The organism is Rhizobium sp. 57MFTsu3.2 (genome assembly GCF_012932765.1).
In the GTDB taxonomy this organism is placed as follows: Bacteria; Pseudomonadota; Alphaproteobacteria; order Rhizobiales; family Rhizobiaceae; genus Rhizobium; species Rhizobium altiplani.
This window is the reverse complement of the sequence record NZ_JDWI01000002.1, coordinates 289441-311561: the sequence shown is the minus strand read 5'-3', so window position 1 is coordinate 311561 and position 22121 is coordinate 289441. Positions and strand designations below refer to the sequence as shown.

Below are 22121 nucleotides of genomic sequence, written 5' to 3'. Positions count from 1 at the left end.
GCTGCCGGCCGGCACCTTCACCGATGTCGACAGCGGCGACACGCTTACCTACACGGCAACATCTGCCGACGGCTCGATTCTTCCCACCTGGCTGAGCTTCAACGCCGCGACGCAGACCTTCAGCGGTACGCCGACGACGACAGGCACGTCAGGCATCAAGGTGACGGCAACCGACATTGCCGGCCTCGCCACCAGCGAGACCTTCAGCATCAATACGGCCGCAGCCCCCACCACCTACAGTCTGTTCAGTGCCACCAGCACACCGGCCCAGACGAACCTCAACGATGGCCAGCAACTCGAACTCGGCGTCAAGTTCCAGGCGAATGTTGCCGGTGATATCACCGGCATCAAGTTCTACCGGAGCGCCAACGACAATGGCCAGAACGTCGTCGATCTGTGGACCACGGCGGGCACCAAGCTCGCCACTGCCACCTATTCCGGCACCACCGGCAGCGGCTGGCAGACGGTGAACTTTGCGACTCCGGTCACCATCACCGCCAACACTACCTATGTGGCGTCCTACCACACAACCGGTGCCTATGTGGCAACCGACGGGTTTTTCACCAGCGGCGTCACGAACGGTCCTCTGACGGCCCTCTCAAGTGCCGCCGCGGGTGGCAACGGTGTCTATAGCTATGGTGGGTCCGCGACCGCGGGTCTCTTCCCGACCAGCACCTATGATTCTGCGAATTACTGGGCCGACGTGGTCTTCCGGCCGCAACTCGCAGCATGATGAGTCGGCCGAAGTGACAGGCCGACTTCGGATGCAATGAATGCAATGCAGGTTCTTGCCGCGGCAAGCCGTCGTCGCAAATGCCACACACAGGCGTCCCGGCGTCGATATGTATGCGCTGCCGCATTCCGCATTTTGGTCTTTTCCAGCACAGCGCACAGCCGAGGTCGAGTTGAGGATCAACTCGACGGCTTCCGGTTTGACCTCCGCCTTGAGCGGGCGCAATTCGCGCAGAGGCCATTTCTGGCTTGCCACGCGCCCGCGCCATGTGGGTCTGCTGTCGGCTGCCGGAGCGGAATGACGGACGGCAGGTTGTCGGAGACCATGTTCAATTGCCTGTAGGATCGCGATACGACGGGATCTCGCCAGGATCGGCGAACTGAACTTTGTCGTATTCGGATGATCCTGAACATCCGGCGAACCATACCAGGGCGATCGATTAGATCATCGACTTGCAATATATTTAAATGCTATTATATTGGCATTAACTTCCCAATAATGCGATTAGGTGATAATATGTTCACATTTAACATGTCGTCCCCGGTGGAAGTTATTCGAGGCTTGGCGGAAAGAATGAAGCGCCGGCGGATCGAGCACGGACTGACCCAGCGGGAACTGGCGGCAAGATCGAATGTCTCGTACGGGTCGTTGAGACTATTTGAAGAAAGTGGAAAAATCTCCCTCGAGAGTCTCGTGAAAATTGCCTTCGCCCTTGAGGCCGAGGCTGAGTTCGAGCGATTGTTTCCGAGTCGGCCGCCGCAGAATATCGATGATGTCGTTGATCGTCCTCTTAGGCAGCGGGTGCGCAGGAAATGAAGTTCAAACCAGTCCAGCAGATGAACGTCTATCTGAATCTCGAAGGGAATGAGAAGAAGCTCGGCACGCTCGCTTGGAGCGGCAAGGAACGGAGGGCCTACTTCGAGTACTCGGCAGAGTTTCTCGCAGCACCCCTTTTGATTTCACCATTCCATATGATGGCCGCCACTGGATTGATTGCAGCGCCTCGCGATCCGTTTGACGGGCTCCATGGGCTCTTCAACGACAGCCTGCCTGATGGTTGGGGTCGTCTATTGCTTGACCGCCGTCTCCAGCGAGCGGGCATCGACTATACGCAGCTCACTCCTATCGACCGTCTCTCGGCAGTGGGAAGAACGGGAATGGGTGCGCTGACATACGTTCCCGATTTGCCGGACGATCTGAAACAACCGACCGACGCTGACCTCGACTGGTTCGCTGATCAAGTGGAGTTGGTACAGACAGAAATGGACGTCGCTGACATCGATAGCTTGCAGGGCGCGCAAGGTGGATCCGCAGGTGCACGACCAAAGATTATGATCGCCTTCAACAAGGCCGAGAATACCTGCGTTCTGGACTACGGCCGGCCGTTGGATCCGGGATTTGAAAGATGGATGGTCAAAGCGCCCAGTTCTAGCGATCCGGGGGAGATCGGTGCCGAAGAAAAAGCCTATGCGCTCATGGCGGCAGCTGCAGGGCTGGAGATGGCCGACACCCAGCTATTCGACACCCGGAAGGGAAGGCGGCTTTTTGCGACGAAGCGTTTTGACAGGATACCCGCCGGCAGGCTTCACATGCACACGGCAAGCGGTCTGTTGAATGCCAGCCATCGCGAGGCCTCTCTCAACTATGAGCAACTTCACAAGCTTACCCATATGATGACCCGCGACGCCGCAGAAGTCCTCAAGATGTTTCGAAACATGGTGTTCAATGTATATGCCAAGAATCGCGACGACCATGCGAAGAACCACGCATTCCTTATGGACGGGAATGGTCGTTGGTCATTAGCTCCTGCATACGATCTTACCTTTTCGTCCGGACCAGGCGGAGAGCACAGCGCGGCAATAGCTGGGGAAGGTAAAAACCCTGGCATGTCTCACCTCTTGGCGGTCGCCAGAGGGGCTTCGATCTCGGATCAAGACGCTCGGTATGTTATAGAGCAGGTGCGAACGGCCGTAGACCGGTGGCCGCAGTTTGCTGACAAAGTCCGGCTATCCAAATCCCGTACTGCTGAACTCGACAAATTCTTGAACGGCAATCGGCCGGCTCAGACACTTCGCGTGCACTACGATCGGAATGACTACAGCATTTCAAGCCGACACGAGCGGCCGAAAATCGTAAGCGATGATGATACGGGTGGCTTCAGCCCCAAGCGTTGAATTCCACCTATGAGGTGTGGCGGTTGCTACCTTCTTGCGAGATTTCGTCGCAATCGTTCAGGGCGATACCGACACTGCAAGGACGCTGGAACTTGCTACTAGTCAAGCAGGCGCTGTGGTTTTTCTTTCTCCGGGTTTTCGCGCGCGACGTTTCGGTGTGAGGTCATTCAATACATGGCCGATGGCGAAGGACGAAGCGGACGTCCGCGGCGATGGTTGCCGTTGTCCTCCGGAGTGAGTGCGACCTGGAGCAATGGCGGGAACGCCCACGAAAGATGTTCGAGATAAACGAGGTTCCAACCGAGGCTGAACTGGCGGTGCTTGATAACCCGTCGGATCGTCGGCCGTAGCTCTACGGCGGGTTTGCACCGCTCGGTGGGCAAGGACTGACACGCGCCTTCAGCGTCTGCTGTGAGGTCTGCCTTTTAAAGGTTTGTGTAAGGGTCGCTGACCTTCGCCACGACCTCGATTTCCGAGATCCGTATCTTGGGAGAATCTAGAATCCGCACTTTAACTTCCGACTTGCCCTTGACGTTTCCGCTGCTTTTTGGAAATGCTAAGATGTCAGACCAATTTCAGGTCGACTGCCTATAAGAATTCTGGGGAACCATGAAGGCACCACGCAGCGACAGGCCGGTTATCCGGCCGCTTCCGGCCATGGATCGGGCACGTCAGGTGACCGACGCACTGGCCGAGTATGTTCAGAGCGCGCAATTGAGGGCAGGCGATCGCCTGCCGGCGGAGCGCGAGCTGATGGCGGCGCTGATGGTGGGCCGTTCGACGATCCGCGAAGCGATCCGTCATTTCCAGGCGCTCGGCGTCATCGAAACACGAAAGGGCAGCGGCACTTACTTGCTGAAACCGGTTTCGAAGGCGACAATCCACATGCCGCTGTCGCTTGATACCGGCCATCTGCGTAACGCTCTTTTGCAAACGCTCGAGGTGCGTCGCGGGATCGAGTGCGAGGCCTGCATGGTCGCCGCGCGCAAGCGGACCGACAAGGATCTCATCCTGATCGAGCAGAACCTCAATGAGATGGAACGCGTCCACATAGAGAAGGGCACGTCGGGGCCTGAAGACCTTGCCTTCCATCTGGCCATCTACGACGCCACCCACAATCCGCTTTTCCGCCAGCTTCTCGAGCAGATGCGCGAGACATTCTGGCAGTTCTGGGAGCATCCCTTCGAGCGCGAGGACTTCGCCCGCCGCTCGTTTCCCTTTCACCGCACGCTCTTCAACGCGATCGCTGCCCGGGACGCCGAGGCCGCGCGTGAAGAGACACTGAAGATCCTCGGGGTCGTCGAGGAAGATATCAAGGAAATGTCGAAATGAACAACGGCGCAGACGCGTTCGATCTTGCCTCGCTCATCACAGCACACGACGAAGGAAACTTCGCCGAAGCCGTCGTGCCACCGATCTTTCAGACGTCGCTTTTTACCTTTTCCGACTATGACGACATGATCTCCTCCTACCGGGGCGAGAAGGTCCGGCCGATCTATACGCGCGGCCTCAACCCGACCGTCCGCATGTTCGAGGAAATGCTGGCAAAGCTCGAGGGCGCTGAAGATGCGCTCGGCTTTGCAAGCGGCATGGCGGCGATCTCCTCGGCGGTGCTCTCCTTCGTCGAGCCGGGCGACCGGATCGTTGCCGTCAAGCATGTCTATCCCGATGCCTTCCGCCTGTTCGGCACGATCCTGAAGCGCATGAAGGTCGAGGTGACCTATGTCGATGGTCGCGATGAAGAGGCCGTAGCCAAGGCGCTGCCCGGCGCCAAGGTCTTCTACATGGAAAGCCCGACGAGCTGGGTGATGGAAGCCCATGATGTCGGCGCGCTCGCGGCCCTTGCCAGGAAGCATGGCGTTGTCACCATGATCGACAATAGCTGGGCGAGCCCATACTTCCAGCAACCGATTTCACTTGGCGTCGATATCGTCATCCATTCGGCCTCGAAATATCTCGGCGGCCACAGCGACGTGGTGGCCGGTGTCGTTGCCGGCTCGAAGGAGATGATTGCCCGCATCAAGGCAGAGGCCTATCCCTATCTCGGCGGCAAGCTCTCGCCGTTTGACGCATGGCTCTTGATCCGCGGCCTGCGAACATTGCCGATCCGCATGCGGGCGCATGAGGCGGCCGCGATGACGATCGCCAGGCGCCTGCAGGAACTCGACGTGGTGGAGACCGTCTGCCATCCGGGCCTTGGCAACCGGCTGCCGGCTGGCCTCAACGGCACGTCGGGCCTGTTTTCCTTCATATTCCGCGAGGGCGTCGATATCCGCGCCTTCGCCGATCACCTCAAGCTCTTCAAACTGGGAGTGAGCTGGGGTGGGCATGAAAGCCTGATCGTACCAGGCGAGGTCGTCCTTCAGCAGAAGGCGCAACCGAATTCCGCGCATACCTTCGGGATCCATGCGCGGTCAGTACGCCTTCACGTCGGCCTCGAAGGAACTGAGGCGCTGTGGAAGGACATCGAGGCGGCATTGGCGGTCGCCTCTTGAGTTGACAACCTGAAAAACCTGAAAAGGGGGAGCAAGCATGAAAAGACTGATCACCGCCACTCTACTCGCCACGATGATGGCCGGTACGGCGCTCGCCGATACCACGCTGAAACTGGTCGAGGTCATCACCAGCCCCGAACGAACCGAGACCCTGAAATCGATCGTCGGCAAGTTCGAGGCCGCAAACCCCGGCACCAAGGTCGACATCATCTCGCTGCCCTGGAACGAAGCCTTCCAGAAGTTCGCGACCATGGTCTCGGCCGGCGACACGCCAGACGTGATGGAAATGCCCGACACCTGGCTTTCGCTCTATGCCAACAACGGCATGCTCGAAAGCCTCGAGCCCTACCTTGCCAAATGGGAGCACACCAAGGGCCTGACGCCGCGCGCTCTTGAACTCGGCCGCGACGTCAAGAACACCGCCTACATGCTGCCCTACGGCTTCTACCTGCGTGCGCTGTTCTACAACAAGAACCTCTTCAAGGAAGCCGGCGTTTCCGAGCCGCCGAAGACGCTTGACGATTTCGTCGCAGCTTCCGAAAAGGTCTCCAAGCTCCCGGGCAAGTCCGGTTACTGCCTGCGCGGTGGTCCGGGCGGCCTGAACGGCTGGGTGATGTTCGGCGCGACGATGGCGGGCTCCAACAAGTTCTTCAACGAGGACGGCACCTCGACCATGAACAGCGAAGGCTGGGCAAAGGGTCTCGAATGGGTTGTCGATCTCTACAAGAAGGGCCTGACGCCGAAGGACAGCGTCAACTGGGGCTTCAATGAAACCGTCGCCGGTTTCTATTCAGGCACCTGCGCGATGCTCGACCAGGATCCGGACGCGCTGATCGCGGTTGCCCAGCGCATGAAGCCGGAAGATTTCGGCGTCACCAAGATGCCGGTCGGCCCGAGCGGCAAGGGCTTCACGACAATCGGCTTTGCCGGCTGGTCGATGTTTAACACCAGCCAGAACAAGGATCTCTCCTGGAAGCTGATCGAGACACTTGAATCGCCTGAGGGCAACATCGAGTGGAACAAGCGGACGGGCGCACTTCCGGTTCATACCTCGGCCGAGAAGGACCCCTTCTATGCCGGCGATCAGTTCAAGGGTTGGTTCGAGGAGCTGGCCGATCCGAATATCGTTCCGACCGTGATGCCGACATACCTCGAAGAGTTCGCCTTCTTCAAGGATTCGCTCGCGATCAAGACGACCCAGCAGGCGCTTCTCGGCGACATCACGCCGAAGGAACTGGCTGACCAGTGGGCAGATTATCTGACCAAGGCACAGCAGAAGTTCCTCGCCAAGAAGTAACGGACCACCGGCGGCGGACCTGTCCGCCGCCTCCTTCCCTGTCTTGCGACGGCGCAACAAGCGCCGCAAAACGGATTTTGTCTGATGACCATGACTGCCGATACGCTGGAAAGGCGCCAGGACAGACGCCCCTGGCTGAAGCGCGTCGCCGATGCCTCCGAACCCTATCTCTACAGTGCGCCATCGCTGGTCCTGATCATTGCGGTGATGCTGGTGCCACTGGTGATCGGGGTGTCCTACGCGTTTCGTGACATCCAGCTGCTCAATCCCTTTTCGGGCGGCTTCATCGGGCTCGATCATTTCCGTGCACTCTCGCAAGATGCCGCTTTTTACGGTGCCTTGAAGAATACGCTGTTGTGGACGGGCGCCTCCGTCCTGCTGCAGTTCATCTTCGGCCTCATCCTCGCGCTTCTGCTCGACAAGCCGTTCTGGGGCAGGGGTGTCGTGCAGGCTCTGGTCTTTCTGCCCTGGGCTGTCCCATCCTTCCTCGCCGGTCTGAACTGGGCCTGGCTATTCAATCCCGTGATCGGGCCAATCCCGCACTGGCTGTTTGCGCTGGGGCTGATGAGCGAGCCTGCCAACATCCTCTCCGATCCGCAACATGCGATGTGGGGACCGATTATCGCCAATGTCTGGTGGGGCATCCCGTTCTTTGCGATCACCCTGCTTGCCGCACTGCAGGCGATCCCGCGCGATCTCTATGAGGCAGCCTCCATTGACGGCGCCGGGTGGTTCCAGCGGTTTCGTTCGATCACCTTGCCCTTCCTCGCGCCGACGATTGCCATCACCGTGCTGCTGCGCACCGTCTGGGTCTCCAACTTCGCCGACCTGATCGTCGTCATGACCGGCGGCGGGCCGGCCGACCGGACGCAGATCGTCGCGAGCTACATCTTCACGCAGGCCTTCAAGCGCCTGGACTTCGGCTATGCCTCGGCAATCGCACTGGTGCTGCTCGTCCTGCTGCTCGCCTACTCGATGCTGATCATCCTGCTGCGGCAGACCCTGCTGAACAAGGATTGATGCCATGAAGCGATCCCTTCTCCCCACCATCGCGCATCGCCTGGCCATTCTCTGCTACATCGTCTTTGCGCTGTTTCCGCTGTTCTGGCTCCTCAAGGTGTCGGTGACGCCGAACGACCTGCTCTATACGGAAGGCGTCCGGATGTGGCCTTCACGGACGACCTTTGAACATTATTCCTTCGTCATCCAGCACAGTGCCTTCCCGACCTTCTTCAAGAACAGCCTCATCGTGTCGGCCTCGACCGCCGTCGTGGTGACAATCTGCGCTTCGCTTTCGGGCTATGCCCTGTCACGCTTCAACTTCCGGGCGAAGTACTGGATCGTCGCCTTGATGCTGCTGACGCAGATGTTCCCGCTTGTCATGCTGGTTGCGCCGATCTTCAAGATCCTGACGCCACTGCACCTGACAAACAGCCTGACCGGTCTCGTCGTCGTCTACACCGCCTTCAACGTGCCTTTCGCCACGTTCCTGATGCAGTCGTTCTTCGACGGCATACCGAAGGATCTCGAGGAGGCAGCGATGATCGACGGCGCCACGCAGTTCACGGCCTTCCGGCAGATCATCCTGCCGCTGACGCTGCCCGGCATCGCCGCAACGCTCGGCTTTGTCTTCACCGCGGCATGGAGCGAACTGCTCTTTGCCCTCATGCTGATCAACGGCAACGACGCGGCGACCTTCCCGGTCGGGCTTTTGACCTTCGTTTCCAAATTCTCCGTGGATTTCGGGCAGATGATGGCGGCGGGCGTGCTCGCGCTAATCCCGGCCGGTCTCTTCTTCCTGCTCATCCAGCGTTATCTCGTCCAGGGCCTGACGGCCGGCGCGGTCAAGGGTTAATCAAAATGGCATCGATCGATATCCAGAACGTCAAGAAGGCCTATGGCCCCGTCAAGGTGCTGCATGACGTCGACCTCAGGATCAAGGACGGCGAGTTCGTCGTGCTTGTCGGCCCGTCGGGCTGCGGCAAGTCCACCCTGCTGCGCATGATCGCTGGCCTCGAGGACGTTACCGGCGGCGAGATCCGCATTGCCGGCAATCGCGTCAACGAGCTGCATCCGAAGGACCGCGACATCGCCATGGTGTTCCAGTCCTACGCGCTCTATCCCCACATGAATGTCGCCGGCAACATGAGCTACAGCCTGAAGCTTCGCAAAACCGCCAAGGAAAAGATCGCCAGCGCCGTCGGCGCTGCCGCCTCCAAGCTCGGCCTCGACCCGCTGCTCGAACGCCGACCGAAGGCGCTTTCGGGCGGCCAGCGCCAGCGCGTCGCCATGGGCCGTGCCATCGTGCGCCAGCCGAAAGCCTTCCTCTTCGATGAGCCGCTCTCGAACCTCGACGCGCGCCTGCGCGAACAGATGCGCGCGGAAATCAAGAAACTGCATGGCGACCTGAAGGCGACCTCGATCTATGTCACCCACGACCAGATCGAGGCGATGACGCTCGCCGACAGGATCGTTGCCATGCATGGCGGTGTCGTGCAGCAGGTCGGCAGCCCGCTCGAGCTCTACGATACTCCCGCCAACCTCTTCGTCGCCGGCTTCATCGGCTCGCCAGGCATGAATTTCCTGGACGCGACCTATACAGACGGCGGGGTCCGCCTGAAGGACGGAACGGTTGTCCCGCTCGCTGCGCCGCTATCGCTGACAAACGGTGCTAAAGTCACGCTCGGCATTCGTCCGGAGCATGTTGTGATTGCCAGCGAAAGCGGTCTGAACGCGAACGTCGAATTGGTCGAGCCGACCGGTTTCGGCATCATCCTGCACCTGTCGCTGCACGGCCTGCCATTCAAGATCTTCACGCTCGACCGGGCCGCGTTGACATCCGGCCCGACAATCAACGTGTCGTTCCCCGCACAGCATCTGCACGTCTTCGATGCCGATGGAACCAGGGCGAAGTAGGGCGAGCAGCCTCAGCCGTGGGCGAGGCTGCCGCGCAGAACGGCGTTATCGAGGTCCGGCCTCGGCGTCGGAATGGCGACCGGTATCACCGCGTCGGTGCTGACAGGCACGACAGCTTCCGTCGGTGCCGGAGGAGCCGGTTCCGTTCCCAAGGTCGCCACGGTCCCGGGCATCGGGATCGGCACAGGGACCGTCGTCGGAACAAGCGCCTCGAACTGCGCCGGCATCCTGCTGCGGCCCGGCAGATAGTTCATTGCAACTTCATATGCGGGCAAGGGTGCTGGCGTCTGCAGCTCGCCGTCCCGGCCACGCTTCTCGTAAAACGCATTGCCGCCGGCAATCGTCACGTAGTGCATGTTGCGATATGGAAACGACAGACCGTCCGTGTGAAAGAACATCGCGTCCTTGACGCCCGGATGCCGTTCGCCACGCAAGATTGCGTCAGCGGCGTCTGCCAGTTCAATCTCGGCCACAGGCTCAACTTCGCGCGTCATCACGCCAGGTGCAAACTGTCTCTGTTGGGCAACGACACCACAGATTGAATCGGGATAGGCGCCCGACGTCAGACGGTTCATGACCACGGTTCCGACCGCCATGTAGCCGTCGCGATCAGAATGCTCGGATTCGAAGTACATTGCCCGCTTCAGGCAATCGCGATCCTTGGCCGTATAATTGAAGGTAACTTTGGTTGATTGCGCCGCGTGCGCCGCATTCCTGGGCTTGGTGGCTTCGCTCACCACCTTCGAAGCCGGTTGCTGTGCGGTCGTGCAGCCTGCAGCAGCCACGCCCGCGAGCAAAATCCCGGCGAGAGATTTTCCCAACGATGTATGCGCCCTCAATGTCAGGTGCCCCCTATTTAGAGTAGTAAGCCCTTCTCGATTAAGTGATCGCTTTTTTACCTGCGTTTCAGGTAAATTTCAAACCCAATTAGTATCACAATTTGATTTGGGTGCCTTTCGCCCGGCTGCGCAGGGTGATTCGCATTGCTGCCGCCCCCCGAAAACAAAGAGATCTTCCATCGCCGGTAATGACCGCCAGGCGGATGCAACCACCGAAATCGGCCCGCGCGGCATGCTGATTCGTGCCGCTATCGCCCGCGTGGACCGTCACTATGCAGCCGGCCGGAACAACTTCCACCGTGTCGGTCTGAAGGCGATCCGCGTCCGATCGAGCGCCCCTGCCTGCGAAGGCGACAGTTCGAGTTCGATGGGCGGATGTCCCTTGCCGATGTCGACCTCGATGTGGCGCGTGCCGGCAACGCGCCGGCTTGTCGTCAGCAGACCGGCGATGCAACCGCCGCAGCCGTCCCGCAACTCGATATCGTGCGGCCGGAAGTAAAGCTGGGCGTCTCCATCCGCTTCGCTCTCGACCTTCAGCCCGAGCGGCCGGTCCTCGAACCAGATCTCGCCGCCATTGACCCGCACGTCGAGACAGTTCGACTGTCCGACAAAGCCAAAGACGAAGGGCGAGTTTGGGTTGTCGTACACCTCGTCGGGTGTTCCGATCTGCTCGATCGCGCCCTGGCTCATGACAACCACGCGGTCGGCAAGCTCCATTGCCTCGTCCTGGTCGTGCGTGACGAAGACGGTGGTGTGGCCGGTGCGATCATGGATCTCGCGCAACCATTTGCGCAGATCCTTGCGGACCTGGGCGTCGAGCGCGCCGAAGGGCTCGTCAAGCAGAAGCACGTTCGGCTCAACCGCCATGGCGCGCGCAAGCGCCACGCGCTGACGCTGGCCGCCGGAAAGCTGGGCCGGATAGCGCTTCTCCAGGCCGGAGAGCTGAACGAGGTCGAGAAGCTCCAGAGCCCGCCTGCGGATCTCAGCCTTGGGCGGACGCCGCGCACCATCGCGCACTTTCAGGCCGAAGGAGACATTGTCGAGCACGGTCATATGCCGGAAGAGGGCATAATGCTGGAACACGAAGCCGATATTGCGCTGCTGCACGGTCTTTTTCGACGCATCCTCGTCGCCGAAATAGATCGACCCTTCCGTCGGGCTCTCGAGACCGGCAATAAGACGCAGCAAGGTCGTCTTGCCGGAACCGGACGGTCCGAGCAGCGCAATGAGTTCACCGGAGTGTATGTCGAGCGAGACGTCGTGCAGCGCGGGAAAGCGTTCGAATTCCTTGCGCAGGTTTTGTACGCGAACTTCCATTCTAATTCCTTCAGTGCCGTCGGCTGGCGGCGATTTCTTCACTGTATCGCATCTCGAGCAGCGTCTTTAAAACAAGGGTCACGAGCGCAAGCAAGGCAAGCAGGGTGGCAACGGCAAACGCGCCGGTGAAATTGTACTCGTTATAGAGAATTTCCACCTGCAGCGGCATGGTGTTCGTCTGTCCCCGGATGTGACCGGAGACCACAGAAACGGCGCCGAACTCACCCATTGCGCGGGCGTTGCAGAGCAGCACGCCGTAGAGCAGACCCCATTTGATGTTCGGCAAGGTCACATGCCAGAAGGTCTGCCAGCCACTGGCCCCGAGCGATATCGCCGCCTCTTCGTCACCCGTCCCCTGTTCCTGCATCAGGGGGATCAGCTCGCGCGCCACGAAGGGAAAGGTGACGAACATGGTCGCGAGAATGAGCCCCGGAACGGCAAACAGGATCTTGATGTTGTAGGCGCTCAGCCAATGGCCAAGATAGGTATTGGCACCAAGCAACAGGACGAAGACCAGGCCCGAAATGACCGGCGAGACCGAAAAGGGCAGGTCGATCAACGTTGTCAGAAGAGCCTTGCCCTTGAACTCGAACTTGGCAATCGCCCAGGCGGCCGCCACTCCAAAAGACAGGTTGAGAGGCACGCTGACACCCGCGACGATGAGGGTCAGGCGAATGGCGGAAAAGGTCTCCTCGTCCTGAAGCGCCTCGAGGAATGGTCCCGCCCCCTTGCGGAAGGCTTCGACGAAAACGGCTGCCAGGGGCAGAAGCAGAATCAGCGTCAGGAAAGTGAGAGAGACAAGGATCAGCGTCCACCGCGCGAACCGGTGCTCGGTAACGGCGGAGCGCACCTTTGTCGGAGCGCTGGTATCAAGTGCCATAACCATATCTCCGTCTGCTCCAGCTCTGGATGAGGTTGATGATCAGCAACATGGCAAACGAGATGACCAGCATCACGGCCGCAATGCCCGTCGCAGCTGCATAATTGTATTCTTCGAGCTTGATGACGATCAGAAGCGGCGCAATCTCCGACCGGAACGGAAGATTGCCGGCAATAAAGATCACCGAGCCATACTCGCCGACGCCGCGGGCGAAGGCGAGCGCAAAACCCGTCAGGACAGGTGGGGCGAGGCCCGGCAGCAAAACGCGGAAGATCGTCTGCAGACGCGTGGCGCCAAGCGTTGCGGCAGCTTCTTCCACCTCCTTGTCGATCTCCTCCATGACGGGCTGGACCGTCCGCACGACGAAGGGAAGGCCGACGAAGACCAGGGCAATGACGATACCAAGCGGCGTGAAGGCGATCTTGACGCCGAGTGGTGTCAGGAACTGGCCGATCCAGCCATTCGGCGCATAAAGTGTTGCGAGCGCAATACCGGCCACGGCGGTCGGCAATGCAAAGGGCAAATCGACCATGGCATCTATGATGCGTTTGCCAGGGAAGCGGTAGCGCACGAGCACCCAGGCCAGAACGACGCCGAAGGCGGCATTGAGGCAGGCGGCTGCGAAGGCGGTTCCAAAGCTGATGCGAAGAGCACTCAGCGTTCGAGGATCGAAGGCGATGGCCAGGAATTTTGTCCAGCCGAGCTCGCTCGACCGCCAGGCAAGGCCCGAAAGCGGAATGAGGATCAGAAGGGTGAGCCAGGTCAAGGTAAGGCCGAGCGCCATTCCAAAGCCTGGAATGACGCTCGGCCGTCTGAACCGCCACCGCGTGGGGCTATATGCTTTCATGCGACGTATTATTGTGCCGGCTTGTAGATTTGGTCAAATACGCCGCCATCGCCGAAGAATTTCGGCTGAGCGTCCTTCCAGCCACCGAAATCATCGATTGTCGCCAGCTTCAGGTTCGGGAAGCGCGCAATGTCTGCCTTGTCGGCAGCTTCGGGCTTGATCGGCCGGTAGAAGTGCTTGGCAGCAATCTTCTGGCCTTCGTCCGAATAGAGATAATTCAGATAGGCTTCAGCGAGCTTGCGGGTGCCCTTCTTGTCGACGTTGCCGTCAACGACGGCGACCGGGGGGTCCGCGCGGATCGAGAATGCCGGGGTGACGATCTCGAACTGGTCAGGACCGAGTTCTTCCAGGGAGAGATAGGCCTCGTTCTCCCAGGCAAGGAGGACGTCGCCGAGGCCGCGCTGCACGAAAGTCGTTGTTGCGCCGCGCGCACCGGTGTCGAGTACCGGGACATGCTGCAGGAGCTTTGTTACATATTCCTGTGCCTTGGCGTCATCGCCGCCATTGGCCTGCTTGGCCCATGCCCAGGCGGCCAGGAAGTTCCAGCGCGCGCCACCCGACGTCTTCGGGTTGGGCGTGATGACCTGGACATCATCCTTCACCAGATCAGCCCAGTCCTTGATGCCCTTCGGATTGCCCTTGCGCACAAGGAAGACGATCGTGGAGGTGTACGGCGTCGAGTTGTTCGGGAACTTGGTCTTCCAGTCGGCAGGGATCTTTCCAGTCTTCTTGGCAATCGCGTCGATATCGCCCTCGAGGGCGAGGGTTACGACATCGGCATCAAGCCCGTCGATGACAGAACGCGCCTGTGCGCCAGACCCACCATGAGAAGCCTTGACGGTGACCGCTTCACCGGTGTCCTTCTGCCACTTCGCAGCGAAGGCAGCGTTGAAATCCTTATACAGTTCTCTCGTCGGATCGTAGGATACGTTGAGAAGCGTCTGATCCGCGAGTGCGGGAGCGACAGCCCCGATTGCGACGCTGCCTGCCAGCGCCACAGCCGCGAGAAGCCGTGTGATCCTTATGGACTGCATGGAAACCTCCTTCGTTGATGGCCGAAACTCTACCAAGTCAGTCGTATAATGAAACGAAGAATGTTTCTGTTCCTCCCTCAACTCAGGAATGGCATCCCATTTGGAAGCCACTTTGGAAATGGACTTGCTCCCTTGGGCACGCCGGACCTTCAGGTGCACCACTTGAACACGGCCCGTCTGCGGTCGCTTATCCTCATCGATACTGCCGGAATCGGATCGGATGCACCGGCTGGCGGGTCCGCCGAGCGGCGAGAAGCCGAGGCTGTCGCCGGCAACGAGGCGAACTATGGCCGAGAGGCATTCGGTGCGATCCTGTCTGCCGGGTCCGGGCGGCAGCCTGGGGCCCGCGGCGCTGGCACACCGAGCCAAATCGGAGAGATCTACCGGTTCGTCAAAGACGCGAATCCGCCAGGAAATCAGAATAGAGTTCTTCGACGGTCCTGGCCTTGCGCATGGCTGCAAGAACCCCCGGCGCCTGCAGCTGACGCGCTATAGCCGCCAGCACGTTCAGATACTCGCCGCGGTTGGCCTCGCCAAACAGAAGCGCGAAGGCAATGTCTGTCGGCACGTCGTCGACGGCCTCGAAATCGAGTGGCCGCGCAAAGCGCACGAGCAAGCCACGCGGATGTGTCAGCCCTTCGACGACAGCGTGCGGAACGGCGACACCATTGCCGATCCCCGTCGATCCAAGGCTCTCACGGCTCTCCAGAGCCTGGAGTATCTTCCTCTCCTCGACATGGAAGGCGATGGCGGCTTTCTCAGCAATATTCGCCAACGCCTTCCATTTCGTCGCCACAGACACACCGATGAAGGTGTGCTCGGGACGGATGATCATCGAAAGGTCCATGAAGTCTCTCTTGTCGTTCGTGCGGGCGGGTCCGGGGACCGGCCAGGACTGTCGCTGTCGCCAGCCGGTTTCGTGGGTCGCCTGGCTCCGCGTTCATAGGCTCAGACGGGATAAAGGTTCGAGCGTGATAAACGACTACAAATATAAGCACCGCATAAGGATCACCCAAGCTTCCAACCACTGATCGAGGAAAATTCAGGCAAGCGCCCAGTTTCTAGAAATGAATTGATCGGCGGTTCCCGGTGGACCATCGTCAGCGATAAATCTCGTCAGGTCCGGGTGATATCCGACCTCAAGCAAATGAGCATTTGAACTTTTATTGAGCAAAAGCCTTCTAGATCCGATTGAATGCGAAGGCTTCGGATCATATAGTCCGTCCAAAGCCGCCGCGCCCAGACAAGAGCGGGCGCCAACCGGGAAGGAAACACACAAATGGCCAAAGTCCGCGCGCTGGTGCTCGAGCGCCAGCATGAACTCGCGCTTCGCGACATCGATTTGCCAATGGAGACAGGCCCGGGACAGGTGAAGATCAGGATCCACACCGTCGGGGTTTGCGGTTCCGATGTGCATTACTACACCCATGGCAAGATCGGTCCCTTCATCGTCAACGAACCGATGGTGCTCGGACACGAAGCGGCCGGCACCGTCGTCGAGGTCGGCGCCGGCGTCACGCATCTGAATGTCGGCGACCGCGTCTGCATGGAGCCCGGTATCCCCGACCCCAACTCCAAGGCGAGTCGCCTTGGAATGTACAATGTCGACCCGGCCGTTACCTTCTGGGCCACTCCGCCGGTCCACGGGGTGCTGACATCAGAAGTCGTGCATCCGGCCAATTATACCTACAAGCTTCCTGATGGCGTCAGCTTCGCCGAAGGCGCGATGGTCGAGCCCTTCGCGGTCGGCATGCAGGCCGCAGCCAAGGCGAAGATCAGCCCTGGCGATACGGCCGTCGTGCTTGGTGCCGGCCCGATCGGCACGATGGTGGCGATTGCCGCTCTTGCCGGCGGCTGTGCTCGCGCTGTCGTTGCCGATCTGGCCCAACCAAAGCTCGACATTGCCGCCCAATATCAGGGTGTCATCCCGGTCAATATCCGCGAGAGGAACCTCGTCGAGGAAGTGGCACGCCTGACGGATGGCTGGGGCGCCGATGTGATCTTCGAATGCTCCGGCTCGACAAAGGCCTGGGAAACCATCATGGAGCTGCCCCGTCCAGGCGGCGTCATCGTCGCCGTCGGTCTGCCGGTCAATCCGATCGGCTTCGATGTCTCGACGGCCTCGACAAAGGAAATCCGCGTCGAGACCGTGTTCCGCTACGCACACCAATACGAGCGTTCGATTGCGCTGCTCGGCTCCGGTCGTGTCGATCTCAAGCCGCTGATCTCGGAGACATTCAGCTTCGAGGATTCCATTGCCGCCTTCGATCGCGCCGTCGAAGCGCGTCCGAGTGACGTGAAACTGCAGATCGTGATGGGGTAGGGCGACGTTTTCGCAGGCTCTGTTGCGTTCATTCGGCTCGAACGTGCGTGCGGCGCCGACATCGATATGGCGATTTACCTAGTCCGACCGAACTCCCTCGGCGTCGCTCCAGGCGCATTCGAATGCCAGCACCGGCTTCGAAAAGCCCTTGAGACGTCGGCGCGCTGCGTTGGCGAAAAGATCGGAGGCTCCGTGCTCCCTGAAGATATTCTCCGATACGAGTATCTGATCGACTCCGGCTGCCGCACAGAGCCGAGCGGCGAGCTGCACCGTCGAGCCGAAGAGATCGTGGCTGTCTTCGATCGGCTCGCCGCAATCAAGGCCGATACGAACGTGAATGGGTTCCGGCGTACCGCTGTTATAGCTGGTGAATTCGCGCTGGATGCTCATGGCACAGCCAACGGCGGCGTGCGTCGAAACGAACGAGGCCATGATCCCGTCGCCGGTATGCTTCACTTCCCGACCCTCGCATTGTGCCAGGCAACGGCGCACGATCGCATCATGCGCTCGCACCAGTTCCGCAGCCATGCGGTCGCCAAGGCGTGATGTCATCTCCGTCGAGCCCACGATATCGGTAAACATGATCGCCCTGTGCCCGGCATCCCTTTCGGCACCGGGCTGGCCGGCCTTCTGCTCGGGCTCGTGAATGCGCCCAAGGAATGCCTCGACCGCCGACAACGCCACCTCGACCACTTCACCGGCGATAAATCCATGTGCCTCGCGATGCACGCATTGCGCGGTCTCGGCGTCCGGCGCATCGATCAGGCAGAACGCCGTTCCGCGCCGCTGGTCATACCAATAGGTGAGGAACTTCACCCCATACCGATCCTCGACAGCCAGATCCCTGCGATGCGCCTCGGCTATATCTTCGGCGGATGTCCCCGCAAGATCATGCCGGTCCATGAAGATAGCCACGTGCGTGCGTCCTTCGGAGAGCCCCTCAGCATTGGCGGCATCTTACGCCGTTGGCACCGTCAGGTCCACCTGAGGGGATGGTGGCGCCTCAGCGGGCGTGCCAAGACGCCGTGCTGACAGGGGCCGGCCGCGGGATATTCACACCGCAGATCGCGGAAAACATGGACGCTGGCCGACGTCAGAAAACGCAGCCTCGTGCCTCAAGCCGCATCTTTCTTCTCAGTATGATTTCATTGCTTTTGCCTGAGTTTTTCGCTTTTGCAATCAGCTTTGCGCAGGCCTTCGGACTGAGCCTGGATTGACTGTCAGGCGCAACATATGCGCTTTGTTGTTGCGGGGCCGTGGGCGGAGCAGCAAGAACCGGATTAAAGGTGAGTGCGGCCACGGCACTGAACGCGATCCCAAATACCAGGTGCTTTTTCAACGCGACCTCCCTATCGATTGGTTTTTGAGGATAGATTGCAAGCCCGCCTTTGACCGTCAGTCGTGGTAAAACAGGGGGTTCCAGCTATCCTGCACTCATTTTTTCGACTTCGCGGAATACTGACTGGTCAAGTTTCCGCCGAGGTTCGAATTGGATAGCGGCCGGTAGCGCTCGGCGAGCCGTGTCGCTTTCTCACTTTGCCGAAACTTCAGATAGGGCTCCAGCCATGCGATCTGGAAGGGTTCGAGTTTTTCCTTGCCAGTCGAAAATGTCTGTTCAGTGCCTGCCTTGGCCGCAGCCAGCTCTGGCTTCTGGAGTGCGGACAGCGTGAAATCAACGATCCGGTCGAGCTTGCCCTGGCACACGCTGAAACTGTCGTTGAACTTCGCATTGAGGAGTGCCGCATTGACGACAAGAGGACCCACCGCATGAAGCTGGTAATGGAGCGCCTTGTCGCCCCGCTTCATCTCCAAGGGCAGTCCGCCGTCATCGTCTGCCGAGCAGATGACCATCTCATTCGTCTTTGCGCCCCAATTGGAAAGCTGGTCATTGTCTGTCGCAACGCCGATCTGGCCGACGGCGAGGCCTGCCCAGGCCCGTAAATTGTTTCGCGAAGCCATTTTCGGCGCGTCTTCATCGAAGAATGTCATGAGCTCCACGCCGAGAGACTGAAGCCAGGTTTCGATCGCCTTCTTCTGTTCGTCGTCGGGCGGCGTGACGGCCTTTGCGTCGTGGTAGGATATTGCCATTCCCGCCACTCGCGGCGAGATCGCAAGCTTGGCATTGAGCGTGCCGAGGTCGGAAAGTGCGCCGGCATCCGCCCAACTCGACAGCGCACGATACAAACAGCGGTTCGTTTCGTCCCGCGTCGAAGACTTCGGCGACTGGTCGGAAAGATTTGCCAGGCTCCTGACATAGACGTCGATCGGCTTCAACGCCTTGTCGACGGCCGCATCTGCATTCTCGTCGATGTCGGAACGAGACTTGTCATTGCTTTCATATCGGCTGCCCAACTCCAGGCTGACCACAGGCTTTCCGACGCTGGGGCATTTTACGGCCGCCAGCGCGTAGGGCGGTGCAGCAAGCAGGCCCATTGTCATGATGATAGACGGCAACTGCCACTTTCGGCGCCGATCGACGTCACCTTCGCATGGTGTCCAAAACCGAATGGTTGGCATGTCAATTGGCCTTCATTGTCATGACAACGAGCATTTCCTTGGCCTCCTTGTTGCCCAGGCTTGCTGCCTTTTCGAGCCACGTCCTGGCCAGCGAGAGGGATGGGGTGGTGCCAATACCGAACGCGTAATTTCTGGAAAGCAGCACCATCGCTTCAACGTCACCCTTGCCAGCTGCCTTCTGGAACATATCCTGGGCGACCACCGCGTCTTCGGGACCGTCCATCCTGGCAAGCTGGAGCTTGCCAAATTCCCTCATGCCCACGGGATCGCCGGCTGCGGCTGCATCGTGAAACAGTGTCGCCAGGTTCACGCGCGCCAACACCAGCTGTTGTATGGCCTTGTGTGACCTCTCAAGCCGCGACAAGCTGTCAAGAATCTGCGCAGGCGAAGCCTTGCTGATCGTGGCCACCATCAGGTCGACCGCTTTTCCCTGGGAGTAATTGGGGCCCGCGGCGTCCAGGTAGACCTTCAGCAGATACTGCTGGGCCTTTGCGTCGCCGCCCAAGGCCGCGACTTCAAACAGTCGCATGGCATTGGTCTGCATATCGGGCTGTGGGATCCGCTGGAACGTCTCGCCGAGCAGTCTTGATCTCCACGGCTTTCCTGCAGAAAACGCCTCTGCAACCGTCATCCATTTGACGGCGTCCGCCGCCTGATTGAAGGAGAAATAGGCGCTGGCCATCGAAAGTGCCGAGTCGAAAGAGCAATCGATTCTACCCGCCGCCCGGGCAAGATAGCTCCGTTTTTGTTCGACGTCGGAAACCTGTCCGGCCGCGAAGATCATTGCCTCCGTATCACCGCGGGCTTCGATAGCGTCGCTATACTCCCGGTAGACGTCGGCAGGCGATGTCGACGGGCCCGACTTTGTTGCAAGAAGCTGCATGGCTGCTCCCGATCCGCCTGCCGCTTCGGCATGAAGGAAATCTCCCGCCGTCTTAACCAGTTTCGCGTCTTGACCAAGAGAGGTCAGGATAAGATCGGCGGCGGCTGTCTTTGCGCCCCGGCCCCCGGCTTGCGCCGCTTCCAGCAGCATTTTCAAGGCAGCCTTCTTGTTGTCTACACCGTCGTCCGCCTGCAGCATTAGAACTGCGTAGGCGGTCTTCGCGTCGGGATCTTGCGCAACGCGTTTTTCCCATTCGCCGATCGCCTCCGGGGTAGCCTTCGAGGTCTTGAGGTACCAGAGATACCCCGCGATGAAATTGGATTGCCCGTTCAAGGCGCCCGACTGCAGGCTCGCCGTTTCGGCGGTGCTGGGATGCTCGACAAGATCTCCGATGGTCTTGACGGACCATCCGGCATTGAGTGCCTCCTTTGCAGTCGCCGACCAGTATTGGGCCTTCTCGATCTGCGGACCGTCGGGGGCATGGCAAAGGTAGGCATCTCGAAGGTCGGCCATCGTGTCCGTCCGGCCATAGCTATCAAGCAATTCGAGAAGCAGATTTATGCCCTCGTCGAACTGACCGTCGGTCGCACTGTGTTGAAGACGGATCAGGGCCAAACTGCGGATTGATGTCATATCCCGGCGCTCGGCGCCCTTTTCGAACAAGTCGGTCGCTGTTTTCTCTGCCCGCCAGTAGCCGCTTTCCTCGATGGCAAGATTGCCAAGCTTGGCAAAAGTCCAGCCCGGTGGGTCCGGGAGTGCAGCGAGTTCATTCAATGCGTGGCGGTATTTTTCGCGCGCGCCCTGCTGACTGGAGTCTTCGTAAAGGTTTGCAAGTTTGATCAGGCTGTTTCGATGGCCCGCGGCGACGGCAAGCTGATAGTAATACTCGGACTTGGCCAGGTCCTTTGGAACAATCGCCCCAACTTCATAGAGGTGCCCGAGTTCAGACTGCGCGGCAACCACGCCCTTGTCTGCGGCAAATTGGAGATAGTGGATCAGGAGATTGTTGTCCTTGGTAATCTCGGAGCTGTCGAGATGGTAACGGGCAACATTCCAGGCTGCGTTCCCATCTCCAAGATCGGCCGCAAACCGCAACCATGCCTCAGAAATACGGCGATCGGCGGCGACCACTTCTCCCTTTTCATACTCCCGGGCGATGCGCGTGACACGATCACATATTCCGTTGTCGAGCTTACCAACCATCGCGCCAAAGGCCATCGTTACGGCCAGCGACGGATCGACACTCCAGCCCTGGATCTGCTGACCCTCGAGATTTCTCTTGGCCAGCTCCAGAAGGGCGTTTGGGTTACCGCCGTAGGCGGCTGCCACGAGATAGGAAAGGGCCTTCTTCTCATCGTGCTTTGCGCTTACACCATCAAGCATCAGTTCAGCAGCAAGATAGAGGCTCTTCGGGGTGTTCGCCTCTGCGCGACTGATCAGCTGTTCAACCATCTTGCTCTGACGCAGCTCGTCAGTCTTTCCGGCGCGCAGGTAGAGTGTAATCTCCTCAGCGGCAACATCGTCTGCCTTCATTCCGGGGTCGATCGTGGGCAGAAGTTCGATCATCCGTTTTATGATCGGAAAATACTGTTGCGGGTCGATGTCGCGCAGGCGCTGAGCCTCCCTCAGAACAAGCCAAGGCTGTTGCTTCGGCAGCGCCTTTCTGTCCCAGGCAAGCCAGCGACCGACGACATCGCTGTCCTGTGAGCGCTGTTCGCAAATGGGTTTCAACTCAATCGCCGGAGGCAGAAACTCAACGGCGACCGGCTTTGCAGCAGCGGATGCAGCCCCCAAAACGGCAAACACGCCCGCTGCCACACTGAGATGGCTGATCCACAGAACTGAGAAACGCAAACGCCCGGTCAC

General features: G+C 59.7%; 20 protein-coding genes. 10 read left to right on the top strand and 10 right to left on the bottom strand.

The genetic code is table 11. The annotated features are described in order from the left end of the window. From AF71_RS03985 to ugpC, 9 genes are all read left to right on the top strand, one after another. On the top strand, nt 1–733 hold a 733-nt coding region (locus AF71_RS03985; protein ID WP_169680080.1), incomplete at its 5' end, for a DUF4082 domain-containing protein. Between the two features lie 516 nt (nt 734–1249). Beyond that, nucleotides 1250–1549: a helix-turn-helix transcriptional regulator gene (locus AF71_RS03980; protein WP_246733570.1), complete on the top strand. Its 300-nt coding sequence runs from the start codon at nt 1250–1252 to the stop codon at nt 1547–1549. Then, nucleotides 1546–2907 (top strand): type II toxin-antitoxin system HipA family toxin, encoded by a 1362-nt coding sequence (locus AF71_RS03975; protein ID WP_169680078.1) that lies wholly within the window; start codon nt 1546–1548, stop codon nt 2905–2907. Before AF71_RS03980 ends, AF71_RS03975 begins: the two co-directional genes overlap by 4 nt. A gap of 609 nt (nt 2908–3516) precedes the next feature. Then, nucleotides 3517–4239: a FadR/GntR family transcriptional regulator gene (locus tag AF71_RS03970; RefSeq protein WP_025658300.1), complete on the top strand. Its 723-nt coding sequence runs from the start codon at nt 3517–3519 to the stop codon at nt 4237–4239. Further along, the gene (locus tag AF71_RS03965) at nt 4236–5402 is read left to right on the top strand and encodes a PLP-dependent transferase (protein WP_169680076.1); all 1167 of its coding nucleotides are present in this window, start codon (nt 4236–4238) and stop codon (nt 5400–5402) included. Before AF71_RS03970 ends, AF71_RS03965 begins: the two co-directional genes overlap by 4 nt. Before the next feature lie 37 nt (nt 5403–5439). After that, on the top strand, nt 5440–6699 hold the full coding sequence (locus AF71_RS03960; protein ID WP_018855412.1) for a sugar ABC transporter substrate-binding protein: 1260 nt from the start codon (nt 5440–5442) through the stop codon (nt 6697–6699). A gap of 84 nt (nt 6700–6783) precedes the next feature. Further along, the gene (locus tag AF71_RS03955) at nt 6784–7719 is read left to right on the top strand and encodes a sugar ABC transporter permease (protein ID WP_018855413.1); all 936 of its coding nucleotides are present in this window, start codon (nt 6784–6786) and stop codon (nt 7717–7719) included. A gap of 4 nt (nt 7720–7723) precedes the next feature. After that, nucleotides 7724–8554, top strand: a complete 831-nt coding sequence (locus AF71_RS03950) for a carbohydrate ABC transporter permease (protein ID WP_025658303.1) — start codon at nt 7724–7726, stop codon at nt 8552–8554. A gap of 5 nt (nt 8555–8559) precedes the next feature. After that, a complete protein-coding gene (gene ugpC / locus AF71_RS03945) occupies nt 8560–9615 on the top strand; it encodes a sn-glycerol-3-phosphate ABC transporter ATP-binding protein UgpC (RefSeq protein ID WP_169680075.1) in 1056 nt (351 codons plus the stop codon). A gap of 11 nt (nt 9616–9626) precedes the next feature. On the opposite strand, the gene AF71_RS03940 is transcribed toward ugpC, so the two are convergent. The 6 genes from AF71_RS03940 to AF71_RS03915 all read right to left on the bottom strand — a co-directional run bounded on the left by AF71_RS03940 (nt 9627) and on the right by AF71_RS03915 (nt 15379). Continuing rightward, nucleotides 9627–10454, bottom strand: coding sequence for a cell wall hydrolase (locus AF71_RS03940; RefSeq protein WP_169680073.1), 828 nt, complete (start codon nt 10452–10454; stop codon nt 9627–9629). A 270-nt stretch (nt 10455–10724) separates the two neighbouring features. Continuing rightward, on the bottom strand, nt 10725–11771 hold the full coding sequence (locus AF71_RS03935; RefSeq protein ID WP_169680071.1) for a sulfate/molybdate ABC transporter ATP-binding protein: 1047 nt from the start codon (nt 11769–11771) through the stop codon (nt 10725–10727). 10 nt (nt 11772–11781) lie between these two features. Next, nucleotides 11782–12651: a sulfate ABC transporter permease subunit CysW gene (gene cysW, locus AF71_RS03930; RefSeq protein WP_169680069.1), complete on the bottom strand. Its 870-nt coding sequence runs from the start codon at nt 12649–12651 to the stop codon at nt 11782–11784. Then, entirely contained in the window at nt 12641–13498 is an 858-nt protein-coding gene (gene cysT / locus AF71_RS03925; protein ID WP_169680067.1) for a sulfate ABC transporter permease subunit CysT, read from the bottom strand. The genes cysW and cysT overlap by 11 nt, the downstream gene beginning before the upstream one ends. Before the next feature lie 8 nt (nt 13499–13506). Then, the gene (locus AF71_RS03920; RefSeq protein ID WP_018855420.1) at nt 13507–14532 is read right to left on the bottom strand and encodes a sulfate ABC transporter substrate-binding protein; all 1026 of its coding nucleotides are present in this window, start codon (nt 14530–14532) and stop codon (nt 13507–13509) included. A 391-nt stretch (nt 14533–14923) separates the two neighbouring features. Next, nucleotides 14924–15379 carry a PTS sugar transporter subunit IIA gene (locus tag AF71_RS03915; protein ID WP_018855421.1) on the bottom strand — a complete coding sequence of 152 codons (456 nt, stop codon included), beginning with the start codon at nt 15377–15379 and terminating at the stop codon, nt 14924–14926. A 432-nt stretch (nt 15380–15811) separates the two neighbouring features. Here AF71_RS03915 and AF71_RS03910 point away from each other — a divergent pair, with 432 nt between their 5' ends. After that, entirely contained in the window at nt 15812–16855 is a 1044-nt protein-coding gene (locus AF71_RS03910; RefSeq protein ID WP_169680065.1) for an NAD(P)-dependent alcohol dehydrogenase, read from the top strand. 78 nt (nt 16856–16933) lie between these two features. On the opposite strand, the gene AF71_RS03905 is transcribed toward AF71_RS03910, so the two are convergent. From AF71_RS03905 to AF71_RS03890, 4 genes are all read right to left on the bottom strand, one after another. After that, nucleotides 16934–17770 (bottom strand): nickel-binding protein, encoded by an 837-nt coding sequence (locus tag AF71_RS03905; protein WP_169680063.1) that lies wholly within the window; start codon nt 17768–17770, stop codon nt 16934–16936. Nucleotides 17771–17948: 178 nt separating this feature from the next. Beyond that, entirely contained in the window at nt 17949–18194 is a 246-nt protein-coding gene (locus AF71_RS03900) for a hypothetical protein (protein WP_169680061.1), read from the bottom strand. A 95-nt stretch (nt 18195–18289) separates the two neighbouring features. After that, on the bottom strand, nt 18290–19309 hold the full coding sequence (locus tag AF71_RS03895; RefSeq protein ID WP_169680059.1) for an alginate lyase family protein: 1020 nt from the start codon (nt 19307–19309) through the stop codon (nt 18290–18292). 64 nt (nt 19310–19373) lie between these two features. After that, a complete protein-coding gene (locus AF71_RS03890) occupies nt 19374–22121 on the bottom strand; it encodes an SEL1-like repeat protein (RefSeq protein ID WP_169680057.1) in 2748 nt (915 codons plus the stop codon).